The following is a 15600-nucleotide window of genomic DNA, read 5'->3' as shown; positions in this document are numbered from 1 at the left end:
CGGTAGTTTATGCAGCCGTTCAGGGGACGGGCGGGGGCGGTTCCCGGGCCCGGGGCATTTGTTTTGACCGGAGTCAGTGCGGTAGGTACGCTCAGACCTTGTGCCTGGGGTGTGCCTGGGCTCCCGTGCGTGTCGATCAACCGCATGAGAGCCGTAGCAGCCACCGTGATCCGAGTGCGTTTCCGCCTTCGCGGAGGCCTGCCGGGTCCGACACACCCGACCGCGTGGGTCGGAGAAGTTCCAGGTTAGTTTCACCAACGGCACACAGAAACCGGAGAAGTAGTGCCTACGATCCAGCAGCTGGTCCGTAAGGGCCGGCAGGACAAGGTCGAGAAGACGAAGACGCCCGCGCTTGAGGCTTCGCCCCAGCGTCGTGGCGTCTGCACGCGTGTGTTCACGACCACCCCGAAGAAGCCGAACTCGGCCCTCCGTAAGGTCGCGCGTGTGCGTCTGACCTCGGGCATCGAGGTCACGGCCTACATTCCGGGTGAGGGACACAACCTGCAGGAGCACTCCATCGTGCTCGTGCGTGGTGGCCGTGTGAAGGACCTGCCGGGTGTTCGTTACAAGATCATCCGCGGTGCGCTTGACACCCAGGCTGTCAAGAACCGCAAGCAGGCCCGCAGCCGCTACGGCGCCAAGAAGGAGAAGTAAGAATGCCTCGTAAGGGCCCCGCCCCGAAGCGCCCGGTCATCATCGACCCGGTCTACAGCTCTCCTCTGGTCACCTCGCTGATCAACAAGATCCTCCTGGACGGCAAGCGCTCCACTGCCGAGCGCATCGTCTACGGCGCCATGGAAGGCCTCCGCGAGAAGACGGGCAACGACCCGGTCATCACGCTGAAGCGCGCCCTGGAGAACGTCAAGCCGTCCCTCGAGGTCAAGTCCCGCCGTGTCGGTGGCGCGACCTACCAGGTTCCGGTCGAGGTCAAGCCGGGTCGCCAGTCGACCCTCGCGCTGCGCTGGCTCGTGGGTTACTCCCGCGCCCGCCGCGAGAAGACCATGACCGAGCGCCTGATGAACGAGCTCCTCGACGCTTCGAACGGCCTCGGTGCGGCCGTCAAGAAGCGTGAGGACACGCACAAGATGGCCGAGTCCAACAAGGCCTTCGCGCACTACCGCTGGTAGTCGCAGTCCACATCGAGACCGAGAGAAGACTGAGCCACTATGGCTACCACTTCGCTTGACCTGGCCAAGGTGCGCAACATCGGCATCATGGCCCACATCGACGCGGGCAAGACGACCACCACCGAGCGCATCCTGTTCTACACCGGTGTGTCTTACAAGATCGGTGAGGTCCACGACGGCGCTGCCACGATGGACTGGATGGAGCAGGAGCAGGAGCGCGGCATCACCATCACGTCCGCCGCGACGACCTGCCACTGGCCGCTCGAGGACGTCGATCACACGATCAACATCATCGACACCCCGGGCCACGTCGACTTCACCGTCGAGGTGGAGCGTTCGCTCCGCGTCCTCGACGGTGCCGTCACCGTGTTCGACGGTGTTGCCGGTGTTGAGCCGCAGTCCGAGACGGTGTGGCGCCAGGCCGACCGTTACGGCGTGCCGCGCATCTGCTTCGTCAACAAGCTCGACCGTACCGGCGCCGAGTTCATGCGCTGCGTCGACATGATCAAGGACCGCCTCGGCGCGGTCCCGATCGTCATGCAGCTGCCGATCGGTGCCGAGGCGGACTTCCAGGGTGTTGTCGACCTCGTCCGCATGAAGGCGCTCGTGTGGTCCGCCGAGGCCACCAAGGGCGAGATGTACGACGTCGTCGACATCCCCGCCACGCACGCCGAGCTGGCCGATGAGTGGCGCGGCAAGCTGGTCGAGGCCGTCGCCGAGAACGACGACGAGATGATGGAGCTGTACCTGGGCGGCGAGGAGCCGACCGAGGAGCAGCTGCACGCCGCCGTCCGCCGCATCATCCTCGGCTCCGGCAAGGGCGAGGGCTCCACGGTCACCGCGGTGTTCTGTGGTACGGCGTTCAAGAACAAGGGTGTCCAGCCCCTGCTCGACGCTGTCGTCCGCTACCTGCCGTCGCCGCTCGACATCGAGGCGATCGAGGGTCACGACGTCAAGGACGCCGAGACCGTCGTGAAGCGCAAGCCGTCCGACGAGGAGCCCCTCTCGGCGCTGGCGTTCAAGATCATGAGCGACCCGCACCTCGGCAAGCTCACCTTCGTCCGGGTGTACTCGGGCCGCCTGGAGTCCGGCTCTTCGGTGCTGAACTCCGTCAAGGGCAAGAAGGAGCGCATCGGCAAGATCTACCGCATGCACGCGAACAAGCGTGAGGAGATCGACTCGGTGGGCGCCGGCGACATCGTCGCCGTCATGGGCCTGAAGCAGACCACCACCGGTGAGACGCTGTGCGACGAGAAGGCCCCGGTCATCCTGGAGTCCATGGACTTCCCGGCCCCGGTCATCCAGGTCGCCATCGAGCCCAAGTCCAAGGGTGACCAGGAGAAGCTGGGTGTCGCCATCCAGCGTCTCGCGGAGGAGGACCCCTCCTTCCAGGTCCACTCGGACGAGGAGACCGGCCAGACCATCATCGGCGGTATGGGCGAGCTGCACCTCGAGGTGCTGGTCGACCGCATGCGCCGTGAGTTCAAGGTCGAGGCCAACGTCGGCAAGCCGCAGGTCGCGTACCGCGAGACGATCCGCAAGGCCGTCGAGCGCGTGGACTACACCCACAAGAAGCAGACCGGTGGTACCGGTCAGTTCGCCAAGGTGCAGATCGCGATCGAGCCCATCGAGGCCGGCGAGACCTCGTACGAGTTCGTGAACAAGGTCACCGGTGGCCGCATCCCGAAGGAGTACATCCCTTCGGTGGACGCGGGTGCGCAGGAGGCCATGCAGTTCGGCATCCTGGCCGGCTACGAGATGACCGGCGTTCGCGTCATCCTTCTCGACGGTGCCTACCACGAGGTCGACTCCTCCGAGCTCGCCTTCAAGATCGCCGGTTCGCAGGCGTTCAAGGAGGCCGCTCGCAAGGCTTCGCCCGTGCTCCTCGAGCCGATGATGGCCGTTGAGGTCACCACGCCCGAGGACTACATGGGTGAGGTCATCGGCGACATCAACTCCCGCCGTGGCCAGATCCAGGCCATGGAGGAGCGCCACGGCGCCCGCATCGTCAAGGGCCTCGTGCCCCTGTCGGAGATGTTCGGCTACGTCGGCGACCTCCGCAGCAAGACCTCGGGTCGCGCAAGCTACTCGATGCAGTTCGACTCCTACGCCGAGGTTCCGCGGAACGTCGCCGAGGAGATCATCGCGAAGGCCAAGGGCGAGTAACTCTCCCGAGTTCACGCTTTAGGCTTGTCACCGGAACCTCTGGGGCAACAAGGGCAACCGCTCCGGTTGCCCCGGAGGGCCGGCATTCCAGCAAAGATCACCTGGCGCCGATGAGTAAGGCGTACAGAACCACTCCACAGGAGGACCCCAGTGGCGAAGGCGAAGTTCGAGCGGACTAAGCCGCACGTCAACATCGGCACCATCGGTCACATTGACCACGGTAAGACGACCCTCACGGCCGCCATTACCAAGGTGCTGCACGACGCGTACCCGGACCTGAACGAGGCCTCGGCCTTCGACCAGATCGACAAGGCTCCTGAGGAGCGCCAGCGCGGTATCACCATCTCCATCGCGCACGTCGAGTACCAGACCGAGGCGCGTCACTACGCCCACGTCGACTGCCCGGGTCACGCGGACTACATCAAGAACATGATCACCGGTGCCGCGCAGATGGACGGCGCCATCCTCGTGGTCGCCGCCACCGACGGCCCGATGCCGCAGACCAAGGAGCACGTGCTCCTGGCCCGCCAGGTCGGCGTTCCGTACATCGTCGTCGCCCTGAACAAGGCCGACATGGTGGACGACGAGGAGATCCTGGAGCTCGTCGAGCTCGAGGTTCGTGAGCTCCTCAACGAGTACGAGTTCCCGGGCGACGACGTTCCGGTCGTCCAGGTCTCCGCGCTCAAGGCCCTCGAGGGCGACAAGGAGTGGGGCGAGAAGCTGCTCGGCCTCATGGCCGCGGTGGACGAGGCCATCCCCACCCCCGAGCGTGACGTCGACAAGCCGTTCCTGATGCCGGTCGAGGACGTCTTCACGATCACCGGTCGTGGCACCGTCGTCACCGGTCGTATCGAGCGTGGTCTGCTGAAGGTCAACGAGACCGTTGACATCATCGGCATCAAGGAGCAGAAGACCACCACCACGGTCACCGGCATCGAGATGTTCCGCAAGCTGCTCGACGAGGGCCAGGCCGGTGAGAACGTCGGTCTGCTGCTCCGCGGCATCAAGCGCGAGGACGTCGAGCGCGGCCAGGTCATCATCAAGCCGGGCTCGGTCACCCCGCACACCGAGTTCGAGGCCCAGGCCTACATCCTGTCCAAGGACGAGGGTGGCCGCCACACGCCGTTCTTCAACAACTACCGTCCGCAGTTCTACTTCCGTACCACGGACGTGACGGGCGTTGTGACCCTCCCCGAGGGCACCGAGATGGTCATGCCCGGTGACAACACCGAGATGACCGTCGCGCTGATCCAGCCGGTCGCCATGGAGGAGGGCCTGAAGTTCGCCATCCGTGAGGGTGGCCGGACCGTCGGCGCCGGCCAGGTCATCAAGATCACGAAGTAATTCGTGTTCTGACCTGGTAGCTCAGCAGTAGCAGAGCTCCTTGAGGGGCCCCGTCCCACCGCTTCGGCGGAGGGACGGGGCCCTTCGCCGTTCCCGGACCCCGGCGGTCGCGGTCGCGCCACCGCGCGTGAGAGGCTCGATTCGGAAGGATCATGGAAGCTCGGGGGTGGGGAAATGACGGGCAAGATCTCCGATGAGGAGTGGGACGAGTTCATCCGGCAGGCGGAGCAGGGGGGCTCGGAGGCGCCGAAGGAGCCGTCCGCGCGGGCGCGGATGGTGACCGAGCGGCTGCGGCAGGAGGAGGCGGAGCGCGCCAAGGCCGCGAAGCGGCGGTTCGGGCGGAAGGCGGCTGCCGCGGCAGGCGATCCGCCCGGCTGGCGGACCGGGCCGGCCTCGCAGGACATGCGCGGCGGGAAGAGGGCGGGCAGGCTCAAGCCGGCGCTGGCGATCCTGCTGATCGCCGGGCTGGCGCTGATCGCACTGCGGCCGGAGCTGCTGATCGACCGGCTGACCGGCGCGTCCGAGCAGCGTGACGCCGGGCCGCTCGCCGCGGAGACCGCGCGGCCCACCGGGGCCCCGCCGGAGGTCCCGGCCGACCGGCCGACGCTCCGGGAGCCGTTCCGGGGTTCCCCCGCGGCTCAGTGGGCCGACGGTGCCGCCGGGATCGAGCTGCCCGAGGCGAAGGCCGTGGGGGGCTTCGGCAAGGAGCAGGTCGCCGACACGCTCGCCAGGGCCCGGCAGTTCCTGATCGACTCGAACCTGGACCCCGCCACCCTGCGGGGCGGGCGTCCCGAGGCGGCGCTGAAGGTCCTCGACCCCCGGCAGCCGGAGCTCCTGTCCGGGCTGGAACGCAAGCTGGCCAAGCCCTCGGTGTCCGACAACCCGACGGGTATGTTCAGCCGCTTCGACCCGGCCGCGGTCAAGCCCGTCGGGAACGTGGTCAAGGTCCGCGGCCGGATGGAAGCCAGGGCGGGGCGGGCCGGCGAGCTTCTCGCGGTGACCGACTACAGCTTCGTCTACCCGGTCACGAAGGCCGCTCCGGGGTCGGAGGAGGTGGCCCGGGTCATCGTGCGCCGCCAGATCACCCTGGCCCTGCTGGATCCGGACCGCTGGGAAACCACCCGGGGCCGGCTGCAGGTGCGGCAGTACCTCTCGGAATCCTCGAACGTGGAGTGCGATTCCGCGGACGGGTACCTGCACCCGGCCTTCCGGCGGGACGAGGGGGCCGGTCCCGCGCCGTCCGGTCCGGCCGCGGACCCGTACGACCGGAGCCGGGAGATCGGCGGGGACGGTGGCTGCGGGGTCAGCTCCCGGAGCTGAGGCGTGGTCGCGCGGGTGCGGTGAGTTTGACGTGATCGCGCGGCGGGGTATTCTCTTCGGCCCCGATTGGCGCACTACGTGTCTCGTATGGCAGACTGTCGGGGTTGCTCGGTTGAGTGCCGATGCTGCGCGCCTCCCGCCGGGAGGACCGGAAGCGAGTCCCACAGTACTCGTCGCCTTTATCTGCCCCTCGGGGCAGCAATGGGGCGGACGTACGGGAATCTTCCGGGAAGCGTGGGCGGGGTGCTCACCAGGCACTCGGTGGGTGTTTCTCCCCCGAAGCGTGGTCCGGAAAGGATCGCAACCCCTCTGAGCAGGGAATTTCCGTATGGAAATTTTCGAAGAGGGAGCGCGACACGCCCGACCGCGTGGGTCGGAGAGAAGCGGTGCGGAAGCACAGCTCGCCGAGTACCAGAGCGTTGTTACTAGACAAAGGACTACTGAGTAGCCATGGCGGGACAGAAGATCCGCATCCGGCTCAAGGCCTACGACCACGAGGTCATCGACTCCTCGGCGAAGAAGATCGTCGAGACGGTGACCCGCACTGGTGCGTCGGTCGCGGGCCCGGTGCCGCTGCCCACTGAGAAGAACGTGTACTGCGTCATCAAGTCGCCGCACAAGTACAAGGACTCGCGCGAGCACTTCGAGATGCGCACGCACAAGCGCCTGATCGACATCCTCGACCCGACGCCCAAGACCGTTGACTCGCTGATGCGCCTGGACCTTCCGGCCGGCGTCGACATCGAGATCAAGCTCTGAGAGGCGCGGAGAAGATGGCTAAGCTGATCAAGGGCGTCCTGGGCGAGAAGCTCGGCATGACCCAGGTCTGGGACGAGAACAACCGGGTCGTCCCGGTGACCGTCGTCAAGGCCGGGCCCTGCGTCGTGACCCAGGTCCGCACCAACGACATCGACGGCTACGAGTCGGTCCAGATCGCCTTCGGCGAGATCGACCCGCGCAAGGTGAACAAGCCCCTCAAGGGCCACTTCGCCAAGGCCGACGTGACCCCGCGCCGCCACCTGGTGGAGCTCCGTACCTCCGACGCCAGCGAGTACACGCTCGGCCAGGAGATCACTGCCGAGGTGTTCGAGTCCGGCGTCAAGGTTGACGTCACGGGCACGAGCAAGGGCAAGGGCTTCGCCGGTGCGATGAAGCGCCACAACTTCCGTGGTGGCAAGGCTTCCCACGGTGCCCACCGCGTGCACCGCAAGCCGGGCTCCATCGGTGGTTGCGCCACCCCGGGCCGTGTCTTCAAGGGTATGAAGATGGCCGGCCGCATGGGTAACGACCGGGTCACCACCCAGAACCTGACCGTTCACGCCGTTGACGCGGAGAAGGGCCTGCTGCTCATCAAGGGCGCGGTTCCTGGTCCGAACGGCGGCCTCGTCCTGGTCCGCACTGCGGCCAAGGGGGCCTGAGGACTATGAGCACCATTGACATTCTGTCGCCTGCCGGCGACAAGACCGGGACCGTCGAGCTCCCGGCCGAGATCTTCGACGCCAAGGTCAGCGTTCCGCTGATCCACCAGGTCGTCGTCGCGCAGCTGGCCGCTGCCCGTCAGGGCACGCACAAGGTCAAGACGCGTGGCGAGGTCCGTGGTGGTGGCAAGAAGCCCTACCGCCAGAAGGGCACCGGCCGCGCCCGTCAGGGTTCGACCCGTGCGCCGCAGTTCGCCGGCGGTGGCGTCGTGCACGGCCCCGTGCCGCGTGACTACTCGCAGCGGACCCCGAAGAAGATGAAGGCCGCCGCTCTGCGTGGCGCCCTCACCGACCGGGCCCGTCACTCCCGCATCCACGTCGTCTCCGGCGTGGTCGAGGGTGCCGCCTCCACCAAGGCCGCCAAGACGCTGTTCGGCAAGATCTCGGAGCGCAAGAACCTGCTCCTGGTCGTCGAGCGTGCCGACGAGGCCGCGTGGCTGTCCGCCCGCAACCTGCCCCAGGTGCACATCCTGGAGCCGGGCCAGCTGAACACGTACGACGTGCTCGTCTCGGACGACGTGGTCTTCACCCAGGCCGCTCTCGAGTCCTTCGTGTCTGGCCCCAAGGCCGATGAGACCGAAGGGAACGAGGCCTGATGTCTGAGGCAACGATCACCAGCAAGACCTTCACGGACCCGCGCGACCTGCTGATCAAGCCGGTCGTCTCCGAGAAGAGCTACGCGCTGCTGGACGAGAACAAGTACACGTTCATCGTCGCGCCCGGCGCCAACAAGACCCAGATCAAGCAGGCCGTCGAGGCGGTCTTCTCGGTCAAGGTCACCGGGGTCAACACGATCAACCGTCAGGGTAAGCGCAAGCGCACCAAGACCGGTTTCGGCAAGCGCGCCAACACCAAGCGCGCCATCGTGACCCTCGCTGAGGGCGACCGTATCGACATCTTCGGCCAGGCCTCCTAACGGAGCGCCCTGGTCCGAATATCGGACGAGGACTGAGAAATGGGTATCCGCAAGTACAAGCCGACGACTCCGGGCCGTCGTGGCTCCAGCGTCGCCGACTTTGTCGAGATCACGCGGTCCACGCCGGAGAAGTCGCTGGTCCGCCCCCTGCACAGCAAGGGCGGCCGTAACAACGCCGGTCGTGTGACCGTTCGCCACCAGGGTGGCGGACACAAGCGCGCCTACCGTGTGATCGACTTCCGTCGTCACGACAAGGACGGCGTGCCGGCCAAGGTCGCGCACATCGAGTACGACCCCAACCGCACCGCGCGCATCGCCCTCCTGCACTACGCGGACGGCGAGAAGCGCTACATCATCGCTCCGCGCGGCCTGAACCAGGGCGACCGGATCGAGAACGGCCCGACGGCCGACATCAAGCCCGGTAACAACCTGGCGCTCCGCAACATCCCGGTCGGTACCACGATCCACGCGATCGAGCTCCGTCCCGGTGGCGGTGCCAAGTTCGCCCGTTCCGCGGGTGCCTCCGTGCAGCTGCTGGCGAAGGAAGGTGCCATGGCGCACCTCCGTATGCCGTCCGGTGAGATCCGTCTGGTCGACGTGCGCTGCCGCGCCACGATCGGCGAGGTCGGCAACGCCGAGCAGTCGAACATCAACTGGGGTAAGGCCGGCCGCATGCGCTGGAAGGGCGTTCGCCCGACCGTCCGCGGTGTCGCGATGAACCCGGTTGACCACCCGCACGGTGGTGGTGAGGGCAAGACCTCCGGTGGTCGCCACCCGGTCTCCCCGTGGGGTCAGAAGGAGGGTCGTACTCGTTCGCCGAAGAAGGCTTCGAACAAGTACATCGTCCGCCGCCGCAAGACGAACAAGAAGCGCTAGGAGCGGGTTTAGATGCCGCGCAGTCTCAAGAAGGGGCCCTTCGTCGACGACCACCTCGTAAAGAAGGTGGACGCCCAGAACGAAGCCGGCACCAAGAACGTCATCAAGACCTGGTCCCGTCGCTCGATGATCATCCCCAGCATGCTGGGTCACACGATCGCGGTGCACAACGGCAAGACGCACGTCCCGGTGTTCGTCACCGAGTCGATGGTCGGCCACAAGCTCGGCGAGTTCTCGCCGACTCGCACCTTCCGCGGCCACGTCAAGGACGACCGGAAGTCGAAGCGCCGCTAATCGCGGGGTGGGAACGACTATGACTTACACCGAAGGGACAACCATGGAAGCCAGGGCCCAGGCGCGGTACATCCGCGTCACGCCCATGAAGGCCCGCCGTGTGGTGGACCTCATCCGTGGCATGGACGCCACGGAGGCCCAGGCGGTCCTGCGTTTCGCCCCGCAGGCCGCGTCTGTGCCGGTCGGCAAGGTGCTTGACAGCGCCATCGCCAACGCCGCGCACAACTACAACCACACGGACGCCTCCTCGCTCTTCATCAGCGAGGCGTTTGTTGACGAGGGCCCGACCCTGAAGCGGTTCCGTCCGCGTGCCCAGGGCCGTGCCTACCGGATCCGCAAGCGGACCTCCCACATCACCGTGGTCGTCAGCAGCAAGGAAGGAACCCGGTAATGGGCCAGAAGGTAAACCCGCACGGGTTCCGGCTCGGCATCACCACCGACTTCAAGTCGCGCTGGTACGCCGACAAGCTGTACAAGGACTACGTCAAGGAAGACGTCGCCATCCGTCGGATGATGACGTCCGGCATGGAGCGCGCCGGCATCTCGAAGGTTGAGATCGAGCGCACCCGTGACCGTGTCCGCGTGGACATCCACACCGCCCGCCCGGGCATCGTCATCGGCCGCCGTGGCGCCGAGGCCGACCGCATCCGCGGTGACCTCGAGAAGCTCACCGGCAAGCAGGTCCAGCTGAACATCCTCGAGGTCAAGAACCCCGAGGTCGACGCTCAGCTCGTGGCCCAGGCCGTTGCCGAGCAGCTGTCCTCCCGCGTCTCCTTCCGTCGGGCCATGCGCAAGAGCATGCAGTCCGCCATGAAGGCCGGCGCCAAGGGCATCAAGATCCAGTGTGGTGGCCGTCTCGGCGGCGCCGAGATGTCCCGCTCGGAGTTCTACCGCGAGGGTCGTGTGCCGCTGCACACGCTGCGCGCGAACGTCGAGTACGGCTTCTTCGAGGCCAAGACCACCTTCGGCCGCATCGGCGTGAAGGTCTGGATCTACAAGGGCGACGTCAAGAACATCGCCGAGGTTCGCGCCGAGAACGCTGCGGCCCGTGCGGGTAACCGCCCGGCCCGTGGTGGCGCTGACCGTCCCGCCGGCCGTGGTGGCCGCGGTGGCGAGCGTGGCGGCCGTGGTGGCCGCAAGCCGCAGCAGGCTGCTGCTGCCGAGGCCCCCAAGGCCGAGGCCGCTGCCGCCGCTCCGGCTGAGAGCACCGGAACGGAGGCCTGACCGAAATGCTGATCCCTCGTAGGGTCAAGCACCGCAAGCAGCACCACCCCAAGCGCCGCGGCATGGCCAAGGGTGGCACTGAGGTGGCATTCGGCGAGTACGGCATCCAGGCGCTGACCCCGGCGTACGTGACCAACCGCCAGATCGAGTCCGCTCGTATCGCCATGACCCGCCACATCAAGCGTGGCGGCAAGGTCTGGATCAACATCTACCCGGACCGTCCGCTCACGAAGAAGCCGGCCGAGACCCGCATGGGTTCCGGTAAGGGTTCGCCGGAGTGGTGGATCGCGAACGTGCACCCGGGCCGGGTCATGTTCGAGCTGTCCTACCCGAACGAGAAGATTGCGCGTGAGGCTCTGACTCGTGCGGCTCACAAGCTGCCGATGAAGTGCCGGATCGTCAAGCGCGAGGCAGGTGAGTCGTGATGGCGGCCGGTACCAAGGCGTCGGAGCTGCGCGAGCTCGGCAACGAGGAGCTCGTTGCCAAGCTGCGTGAGGCCAAGGAGGAGCTCTTCAAGCTCCGCTTCCAGGCGGCCACGGGTCAGCTGGAGAACAACGGCCGGCTCAAGGCCGTCCGCAAGGACATCGCCCGGATCTACACCCTGATGCACGAGCGTGAGCTCGGCATCGAGACGGTGGAGAACGCCTGATGAGCGAGAAGAACGTGACTGAGAAGACTGAGCGCGGTTTCCGCAAGACCCGTGAGGGTCTGGTCGTCAGCGACAAGATGGACAAGACCGTCGTCGTCGCTGTCGAGGACCGCGTCAAGCACGCGCTGTACGGCAAGGTCATCCGCCGTACCAACAAGCTCAAGGCGCACGACGAGCAGAACGCCGCCGGTGTCGGCGACCGCGTCCTCCTGATGGAGACCCGGCCGCTGTCCGCCACCAAGCGGTGGCGCGTCGTCGAGATCCTCGAGAAGGCCAAGTAAGCAATTACCTGAGGGGTTTCCTTCAGGTTCGTTCCGCCAGGCTCGGCCGGGGCTTCCATGAAGCCCCGGCCGGGAACCGGCAGACAAACAGGAGATAGACGTGATCCAGCAGGAGTCGCGACTTCGCGTCGCCGACAACACTGGTGCCAAGGAGATCCTTTGCATCCGTGTTCTCGGTGGTTCGGGTCGCCGCTACGCGGGCATCGGTGACGTCATCGTCGCCACCGTCAAGGATGCGATCCCCGGTGGCAACGTGAAGAAGGGTGACGTCGTCAAGGCGGTCATCGTTCGCACCGTCAAGGAGCGCCGCCGCCAGGACGGCTCGTACATCCGCTTCGACGAGAACGCCGCTGTCATTCTGAAGAACGACGGCGACCCTCGCGGCACCCGTATCTTCGGCCCGGTGGGCCGTGAGCTGCGCGAGAAGAAGTTCATGAAGATCATCTCGCTCGCGCCGGAGGTGCTGTAAGCATGAAGATCAAGAAGGGCGACCTGGTCCAGGTCATCACCGGTAAGGACAAGGGCAAGCAGGGCAAGGTCGTTCAGGCCTTCCCCGCCGACAACCGCGTCCTGGTCGAGGGTGTCAACCGGGTCAAGAAGCACACCAAGGCTGGACCGAACCAGGCCGGCGGCATCGTGATCACCGAGGCCCCCGTCCACGTGTCCAACGTCCAGCTGGTCGTGGAGAAGGACGGCAAGAAGGTCGTCACCCGCGTCGGTTACCGCTTCGACGACGAGGGCAACAAGATCCGCGTTGCCAAGCGCACGGGTGAGGACATCTGATGGCTACCACTCCGCGTCTGAAGACGAAGTACCGCGAGGAGATCGCGGGCAAGCTGCGTGACGAGTTCAAGTACGAGAACGTCATGCAGATCCCCGGCCTCGTGAAGATCGTGGTCAACATGGGTGTGGGCGACGCCGCCCGCGACTCCAAGCTGATCGACGGCGCCATTCGCGACCTCACCACGATCACCGGTCAGAAGCCGGCCGTCACCAAGGCCCGCAAGTCCATCGCGCAGTTCAAGCTGCGTGAGGGTCAGCCGATCGGTGCCCACGTCACCCTCCGTGGCGACCGCATGTGGGAGTTCCTGGACCGCACCCTGTCGCTCGCGCTGCCGCGCATCCGCGACTTCCGCGGCCTGTCCCCGAAGCAGTTCGACGGCCGTGGCAACTACACCTTCGGTCTCACGGAGCAGGTCATGTTCCACGAGATCGACCAGGACAAGATCGACCGCGTCCGGGGTATGGACATCACCGTGGTCACCACGGCGACCAACGACGCTGAGGGCCGTGCGCTCCTTCGTCACCTCGGCTTCCCCTTCAAGGAGGCGTAAGCGAGATGGCGAAGAAGTCTCTGATTGCCAAGGCTGCTCGCAAGCCCAAGTTCGGTGTGCGTGCGTACACCCGCTGCCAGCGCTGCGGCCGTCCGCACTCCGTGTACCGCAAGTTCGGCCTCTGCCGCGTGTGCCTTCGTGAGATGGCTCACCGTGGCGAGCTGCCGGGCGTGACCAAGAGCTCCTGGTAAACCCTTCTGTCCTTTGGACGTTGGGTCTGCCGGTAACTCTCGGTAAGCATCTGGGTCGGCGGAGGCCCACTCCCCATGCCGTAGGCTAGTGGGGTTGGGCGTCCGCCGCCCGTACGACTTACTACGCCGTAGGTCCCCGCGCCGCACCCGTCCCGTCTCTGTACGGGGAGAGGGATGGCGCAGACAGGAAACCACGGCGAGAGAGGCCGAAGGCCACTTCATGACCATGACTGACCCCATCGCAGACATGCTCACGCGTCTGCGTAACGCTAACTCGGCGTACCACGACACCGTCGTGATGCCGCACAGCAAGATCAAGTCGCACATCGCGGAAATCCTCAAGCAGGAGGGTTTCATCACCGGCTGGAAGGTCGAGGACGCCGAGGTCGGCAAGAACCTCGTTCTCGAGCTGAAGTTCGGTCCGAACCGCGAGCGCTCGATCGCCGGCATCAAGCGAATCTCGAAGCCGGGTCTGCGTGTATACGCGAAGTCCACCAACCTGCCGAAGGTCCTCGGCGGCCTGGGCGTGGCGATCATCTCCACGTCCCACGGTCTCCTGACCGGCCAGCAGGCGCAGAAGAAGGGCGTGGGTGGGGAAGTCCTCGCCTACGTCTGGTAGTCGGGAACGGAGGAATAGCTATGTCTCGTATCGGCAAGCTCCCCATCCCGGTTCCCGCCGGCGTGGACGTCACCATCGATGGCCGCACGGTCACCGTCAAGGGCTCCAAGGGCACCCTGACGCACACCGTTGCCGCCCCCATCGAGATCGTTAAGGGCGAGGACGGCGTTCTCAACGTCACCCGTCCGAACGACGAGCGTCAGAACAAGGCCCTCCACGGCCTGTCCCGCACGCTGGTGGCCAACATGATCACCGGTGTGACCACGGGATACACCAAGGCGCTCGAGATCAGCGGTGTCGGTTACCGCGTTGCCGCGAAGGGCTCCAACCTGGAGTTCCAGCTCGGCTACAGCCACCCGATCCTGGTGGAGGCGCCCGAGGGCATCTCCTTCAAGGTCGAGTCTCCGACCAAGTTCTCGGTCGAGGGCATCGACAAGCAGAAGGTCGGCGAGGTCGCGGCGAACATCCGCAAGCTGCGGAAGCCCGACCCGTACAAGGCCAAGGGCGTCAAGTACGCCGGCGAGGTCATCCGCCGCAAGGTCGGAAAGGCTGGTAAGTAAAGCCATGGCATACGGTGTGAAGATCGCCAAGGGCGACGCTTACAAGCGGGCTGCCAAGGCCCGCCGCCACATCCGCATCCGCAAGAGCATCTCCGGTACGGCCGAGCGTCCGCGCCTGGTCGTCAACCGGAGCAACCGTGGCATCACCGCCCAGGTGATCGACGACATCAAGGGTTACACCCTGGCGTCGGCGTCCCACCTGGACGCGTCGATCCGCGGTGGCGAGGGTGACAAGTCCGCGCAGGCCAAGCAGGTCGGTGCCCTGGTCGCTGAGCGCGCCAAGGCCGCCGGCGTCGAGGCCGTCGTGTTCGACCGTGGTGGCAACAGGTACGCCGGGCGCATTGCCGCTCTGGCTGACGCCGCCCGCGAAGCCGGGCTGAAGTTCTAAGCCCCGGTTCCGGGACTAACGGACGTAACAGAGAGAGGTAATCCAATGGCTGGACCCCAGCGCCGCGGCAGCGGTGCCGGTGGCGGCGAGCGGCGGGACCGGAAGGGTCGCGACGGTGGCGCTGCTGCCGCCGAGAAGACCGCGTACGTTGAGCGCGTAGTCGCGATCAACCGCGTCGCCAAGGTTGTCAAGGGTGGTCGTCGTTTCTCCTTCACCGCGCTGGTCGTGGTGGGTGACGGTGACGGCACCGTGGGTGTCGGTTACGGCAAGGCCAAGGAGGTGCCGGCCGCCATCGCCAAGGGTGTGGAGGAGGCCAAGAAGCACTTCTTCAAGGTCCCCCGTATCCAGGGCACCATCCCGCACCCGATCCAGGGTGAGAAGGCGGCGGGCGTCGTCCTGCTGAAGCCTGCTTCCCCCGGTACCGGTGTTATCGCCGGTGGCCCGGTGCGCGCCGTCCTGGAGTGCGCCGGCGTTCACGACATCCTGTCGAAGTCGCTCGGCTCCGACAACGCGATCAACATCGTGCACGCGACCGTGGAGGCCCTGAAGGGCCTGCAGCGTCCCGAGGAGATCGCGGCTCGCCGTGGTCTGCCGCTCGAGGACGTCGCCCCCGCGGCTCTGCTTCGTGCGCGTGCGGGAGCGGGTGCGTAATGGCTCGCCTCAAGATCACGCAGACGAAGTCGTACATCGGCAGCAAGCAGAACCACCGCGACACCCTTCGTTCGCTCGGGCTCAAGCGCCTGAACGACGTGGTCGTCAAGGAGGACCGCCCCGAGTTCCGCGGCATGGTGCACACCGTCCGCCACCTCGTGACGGTTGAGGAGGTCGACTGA

Annotated in this window: 25 protein-coding genes; all 25 read left to right on the top strand. The window is 66.2% G+C overall.

What is annotated here, in order from left to right; all coding sequences use genetic code 11:
• The first annotated feature begins 282 nt into the window (after nt 1-282).
• The gene (rpsL, locus tag ACGFQ9_RS17850; RefSeq protein WP_007265893.1) at nt 283-654 is read left to right on the top strand and encodes a 30S ribosomal protein S12; all 372 of its coding nucleotides are present in this window, start codon (nt 283-285) and stop codon (nt 652-654) included.
• A gap of 2 nt (nt 655-656) precedes the next feature.
• Nucleotides 657-1127 (top strand): 30S ribosomal protein S7, encoded by a 471-nt coding sequence (gene rpsG / locus ACGFQ9_RS17845; protein ID WP_053731192.1) that lies wholly within the window; start codon nt 657-659, stop codon nt 1125-1127.
• A 39-nt stretch (nt 1128-1166) separates the two neighbouring features.
• Nucleotides 1167-3293 carry an elongation factor G gene (gene fusA, locus ACGFQ9_RS17840; protein ID WP_393574710.1) on the top strand — a complete coding sequence of 709 codons (2127 nt, stop codon included), beginning with the start codon at nt 1167-1169 and terminating at the stop codon, nt 3291-3293.
• 150 nt (nt 3294-3443) lie between these two features.
• Complete coding sequence (gene tuf / locus ACGFQ9_RS17835; protein WP_393574709.1) at nt 3444-4637, top strand: elongation factor Tu; 1194 nt, start codon at nt 3444-3446, stop codon at nt 4635-4637.
• Between the two features lie 174 nt (nt 4638-4811).
• Nucleotides 4812-5957, top strand: a complete 1146-nt coding sequence (locus ACGFQ9_RS17830) for a hypothetical protein (protein WP_393574708.1) — start codon at nt 4812-4814, stop codon at nt 5955-5957.
• 450 nt (nt 5958-6407) lie between these two features.
• The gene (gene rpsJ, locus ACGFQ9_RS17825) at nt 6408-6716 is read left to right on the top strand and encodes a 30S ribosomal protein S10 (protein WP_003948644.1); all 309 of its coding nucleotides are present in this window, start codon (nt 6408-6410) and stop codon (nt 6714-6716) included.
• Between the two features lie 14 nt (nt 6717-6730).
• The gene (gene rplC / locus ACGFQ9_RS17820; RefSeq protein ID WP_366474139.1) at nt 6731-7375 is read left to right on the top strand and encodes a 50S ribosomal protein L3; all 645 of its coding nucleotides are present in this window, start codon (nt 6731-6733) and stop codon (nt 7373-7375) included.
• A 5-nt stretch (nt 7376-7380) separates the two neighbouring features.
• A complete protein-coding gene (gene rplD / locus ACGFQ9_RS17815; RefSeq protein WP_365103993.1) occupies nt 7381-8031 on the top strand; it encodes a 50S ribosomal protein L4 in 651 nt (216 codons plus the stop codon).
• Nucleotides 8031-8351, top strand: a complete 321-nt coding sequence (gene rplW / locus ACGFQ9_RS17810) for a 50S ribosomal protein L23 (RefSeq protein WP_150209238.1) — start codon at nt 8031-8033, stop codon at nt 8349-8351. Before rplD ends, rplW begins: the two co-directional genes overlap by 1 nt.
• A 39-nt stretch (nt 8352-8390) precedes the next feature.
• Nucleotides 8391-9227, top strand: coding sequence for a 50S ribosomal protein L2 (gene rplB / locus ACGFQ9_RS17805; RefSeq protein WP_393574707.1), 837 nt, complete (start codon nt 8391-8393; stop codon nt 9225-9227).
• Nucleotides 9228-9239: 12 nt separating this feature from the next.
• Nucleotides 9240-9521 (top strand): 30S ribosomal protein S19, encoded by a 282-nt coding sequence (gene rpsS / locus ACGFQ9_RS17800; RefSeq protein ID WP_007265903.1) that lies wholly within the window; start codon nt 9240-9242, stop codon nt 9519-9521.
• A 43-nt stretch (nt 9522-9564) separates the two neighbouring features.
• Nucleotides 9565-9912: a 50S ribosomal protein L22 gene (rplV, locus tag ACGFQ9_RS17795; RefSeq protein ID WP_030201575.1), complete on the top strand. Its 348-nt coding sequence runs from the start codon at nt 9565-9567 to the stop codon at nt 9910-9912.
• On the top strand, nt 9912-10745 hold the full coding sequence (rpsC, locus tag ACGFQ9_RS17790) for a 30S ribosomal protein S3 (protein WP_352193896.1): 834 nt from the start codon (nt 9912-9914) through the stop codon (nt 10743-10745). Before rplV ends, rpsC begins: the two co-directional genes overlap by 1 nt.
• 5 nt (nt 10746-10750) lie before the next feature.
• Nucleotides 10751-11170 (top strand): 50S ribosomal protein L16, encoded by a 420-nt coding sequence (gene rplP / locus ACGFQ9_RS17785; protein WP_352193895.1) that lies wholly within the window; start codon nt 10751-10753, stop codon nt 11168-11170.
• Nucleotides 11170-11394 (top strand): 50S ribosomal protein L29, encoded by a 225-nt coding sequence (gene rpmC, locus ACGFQ9_RS17780; protein WP_125540842.1) that lies wholly within the window; start codon nt 11170-11172, stop codon nt 11392-11394. Before rplP ends, rpmC begins: the two co-directional genes overlap by 1 nt.
• Nucleotides 11394-11675 carry a 30S ribosomal protein S17 gene (gene rpsQ / locus ACGFQ9_RS17775; RefSeq protein WP_109281737.1) on the top strand — a complete coding sequence of 94 codons (282 nt, stop codon included), beginning with the start codon at nt 11394-11396 and terminating at the stop codon, nt 11673-11675. The genes rpmC and rpsQ overlap by 1 nt, the downstream gene beginning before the upstream one ends.
• Nucleotides 11676-11775: 100 nt before the next feature.
• Nucleotides 11776-12144, top strand: a complete 369-nt coding sequence (rplN, locus tag ACGFQ9_RS17770) for a 50S ribosomal protein L14 (protein WP_003956455.1) — start codon at nt 11776-11778, stop codon at nt 12142-12144.
• Nucleotides 12145-12146: 2 nt separating this feature from the next.
• Entirely contained in the window at nt 12147-12458 is a 312-nt protein-coding gene (gene rplX, locus ACGFQ9_RS17765; RefSeq protein WP_365104007.1) for a 50S ribosomal protein L24, read from the top strand.
• A complete protein-coding gene (gene rplE, locus ACGFQ9_RS17760) occupies nt 12458-13009 on the top strand; it encodes a 50S ribosomal protein L5 (RefSeq protein ID WP_351878340.1) in 552 nt (183 codons plus the stop codon). Before rplX ends, rplE begins: the two co-directional genes overlap by 1 nt.
• Before the next feature lie 5 nt (nt 13010-13014).
• Entirely contained in the window at nt 13015-13200 is a 186-nt protein-coding gene (locus ACGFQ9_RS17755) for a type Z 30S ribosomal protein S14 (RefSeq protein ID WP_030368403.1), read from the top strand.
• Nucleotides 13201-13420: 220 nt separating this feature from the next.
• Nucleotides 13421-13819: a 30S ribosomal protein S8 gene (gene rpsH / locus ACGFQ9_RS17750; RefSeq protein ID WP_030201558.1), complete on the top strand. Its 399-nt coding sequence runs from the start codon at nt 13421-13423 to the stop codon at nt 13817-13819.
• A gap of 20 nt (nt 13820-13839) precedes the next feature.
• Complete coding sequence (rplF, locus tag ACGFQ9_RS17745) at nt 13840-14379, top strand: 50S ribosomal protein L6 (RefSeq protein ID WP_393574706.1); 540 nt, start codon at nt 13840-13842, stop codon at nt 14377-14379.
• 4 nt (nt 14380-14383) lie between these two features.
• Complete coding sequence (gene rplR / locus ACGFQ9_RS17740) at nt 14384-14767, top strand: 50S ribosomal protein L18 (protein ID WP_393574705.1); 384 nt, start codon at nt 14384-14386, stop codon at nt 14765-14767.
• Nucleotides 14768-14812: 45 nt separating this feature from the next.
• Nucleotides 14813-15418, top strand: coding sequence for a 30S ribosomal protein S5 (gene rpsE / locus ACGFQ9_RS17735; RefSeq protein ID WP_030201551.1), 606 nt, complete (start codon nt 14813-14815; stop codon nt 15416-15418).
• Nucleotides 15418-15600 (top strand): 50S ribosomal protein L30, encoded by a 183-nt coding sequence (gene rpmD / locus ACGFQ9_RS17730; RefSeq protein ID WP_005313525.1) that lies wholly within the window; start codon nt 15418-15420, stop codon nt 15598-15600. The genes rpsE and rpmD overlap by 1 nt, the downstream gene beginning before the upstream one ends.

The sequence above is a fragment of the Streptomyces sp. NPDC048603 genome, from assembly GCF_043199475.1.
In the GTDB taxonomy this organism is placed as follows: Bacteria; Actinomycetota; Actinomycetes; order Streptomycetales; family Streptomycetaceae; genus Streptomyces.
This window is presented reverse-complemented; position numbering and strand designations above follow the sequence as displayed.

What these genes read in the sequence shown, in the direction of transcription:
- rpsG (WP_053731192.1), top strand. Translation starts at nt 657, where the DNA reads ATGCCTCGTAAGGGCCCCGCCCCGAAGCGCCCGGTCATCATCGACCCG.
- fusA (WP_393574710.1), top strand. Translation starts at nt 1,167, where the DNA reads ATGGCTACCACTTCGCTTGACCTGGCCAAGGTGCGCAACATCGGCATC.
- ACGFQ9_RS17830 (WP_393574708.1), top strand. Translation starts at nt 4,812, where the DNA reads ATGACGGGCAAGATCTCCGATGAGGAGTGGGACGAGTTCATCCGGCAG.
- rpsJ (WP_003948644.1), top strand. Translation starts at nt 6,408, where the DNA reads ATGGCGGGACAGAAGATCCGCATCCGGCTCAAGGCCTACGACCACGAG.
- rplC (WP_366474139.1), top strand. Translation starts at nt 6,731, where the DNA reads ATGGCTAAGCTGATCAAGGGCGTCCTGGGCGAGAAGCTCGGCATGACC.
- rplD (WP_365103993.1), top strand. Translation starts at nt 7,381, where the DNA reads ATGAGCACCATTGACATTCTGTCGCCTGCCGGCGACAAGACCGGGACC.
- rplW (WP_150209238.1), top strand. Translation starts at nt 8,031, where the DNA reads ATGTCTGAGGCAACGATCACCAGCAAGACCTTCACGGACCCGCGCGAC.
- rplB (WP_393574707.1), top strand. Translation starts at nt 8,391, where the DNA reads ATGGGTATCCGCAAGTACAAGCCGACGACTCCGGGCCGTCGTGGCTCC.
- rpsS (WP_007265903.1), top strand. Translation starts at nt 9,240, where the DNA reads ATGCCGCGCAGTCTCAAGAAGGGGCCCTTCGTCGACGACCACCTCGTA.
- rplV (WP_030201575.1), top strand. Translation starts at nt 9,565, where the DNA reads ATGGAAGCCAGGGCCCAGGCGCGGTACATCCGCGTCACGCCCATGAAG.
- rpsC (WP_352193896.1), top strand. Translation starts at nt 9,912, where the DNA reads ATGGGCCAGAAGGTAAACCCGCACGGGTTCCGGCTCGGCATCACCACC.
- rplP (WP_352193895.1), top strand. Translation starts at nt 10,751, where the DNA reads ATGCTGATCCCTCGTAGGGTCAAGCACCGCAAGCAGCACCACCCCAAG.
- rpmC (WP_125540842.1), top strand. Translation starts at nt 11,170, where the DNA reads ATGGCGGCCGGTACCAAGGCGTCGGAGCTGCGCGAGCTCGGCAACGAG.
- rpsQ (WP_109281737.1), top strand. Translation starts at nt 11,394, where the DNA reads ATGAGCGAGAAGAACGTGACTGAGAAGACTGAGCGCGGTTTCCGCAAG.
- rplX (WP_365104007.1), top strand. Translation starts at nt 12,147, where the DNA reads ATGAAGATCAAGAAGGGCGACCTGGTCCAGGTCATCACCGGTAAGGAC.
- rplE (WP_351878340.1), top strand. Translation starts at nt 12,458, where the DNA reads ATGGCTACCACTCCGCGTCTGAAGACGAAGTACCGCGAGGAGATCGCG.
- ACGFQ9_RS17755 (WP_030368403.1), top strand. Translation starts at nt 13,015, where the DNA reads ATGGCGAAGAAGTCTCTGATTGCCAAGGCTGCTCGCAAGCCCAAGTTC.
- rpsH (WP_030201558.1), top strand. Translation starts at nt 13,421, where the DNA reads ATGACCATGACTGACCCCATCGCAGACATGCTCACGCGTCTGCGTAAC.
- rplF (WP_393574706.1), top strand. Translation starts at nt 13,840, where the DNA reads ATGTCTCGTATCGGCAAGCTCCCCATCCCGGTTCCCGCCGGCGTGGAC.
- rplR (WP_393574705.1), top strand. Translation starts at nt 14,384, where the DNA reads ATGGCATACGGTGTGAAGATCGCCAAGGGCGACGCTTACAAGCGGGCT.
- rpsE (WP_030201551.1), top strand. Translation starts at nt 14,813, where the DNA reads ATGGCTGGACCCCAGCGCCGCGGCAGCGGTGCCGGTGGCGGCGAGCGG.
- rpmD (WP_005313525.1), top strand. Translation starts at nt 15,418, where the DNA reads ATGGCTCGCCTCAAGATCACGCAGACGAAGTCGTACATCGGCAGCAAG.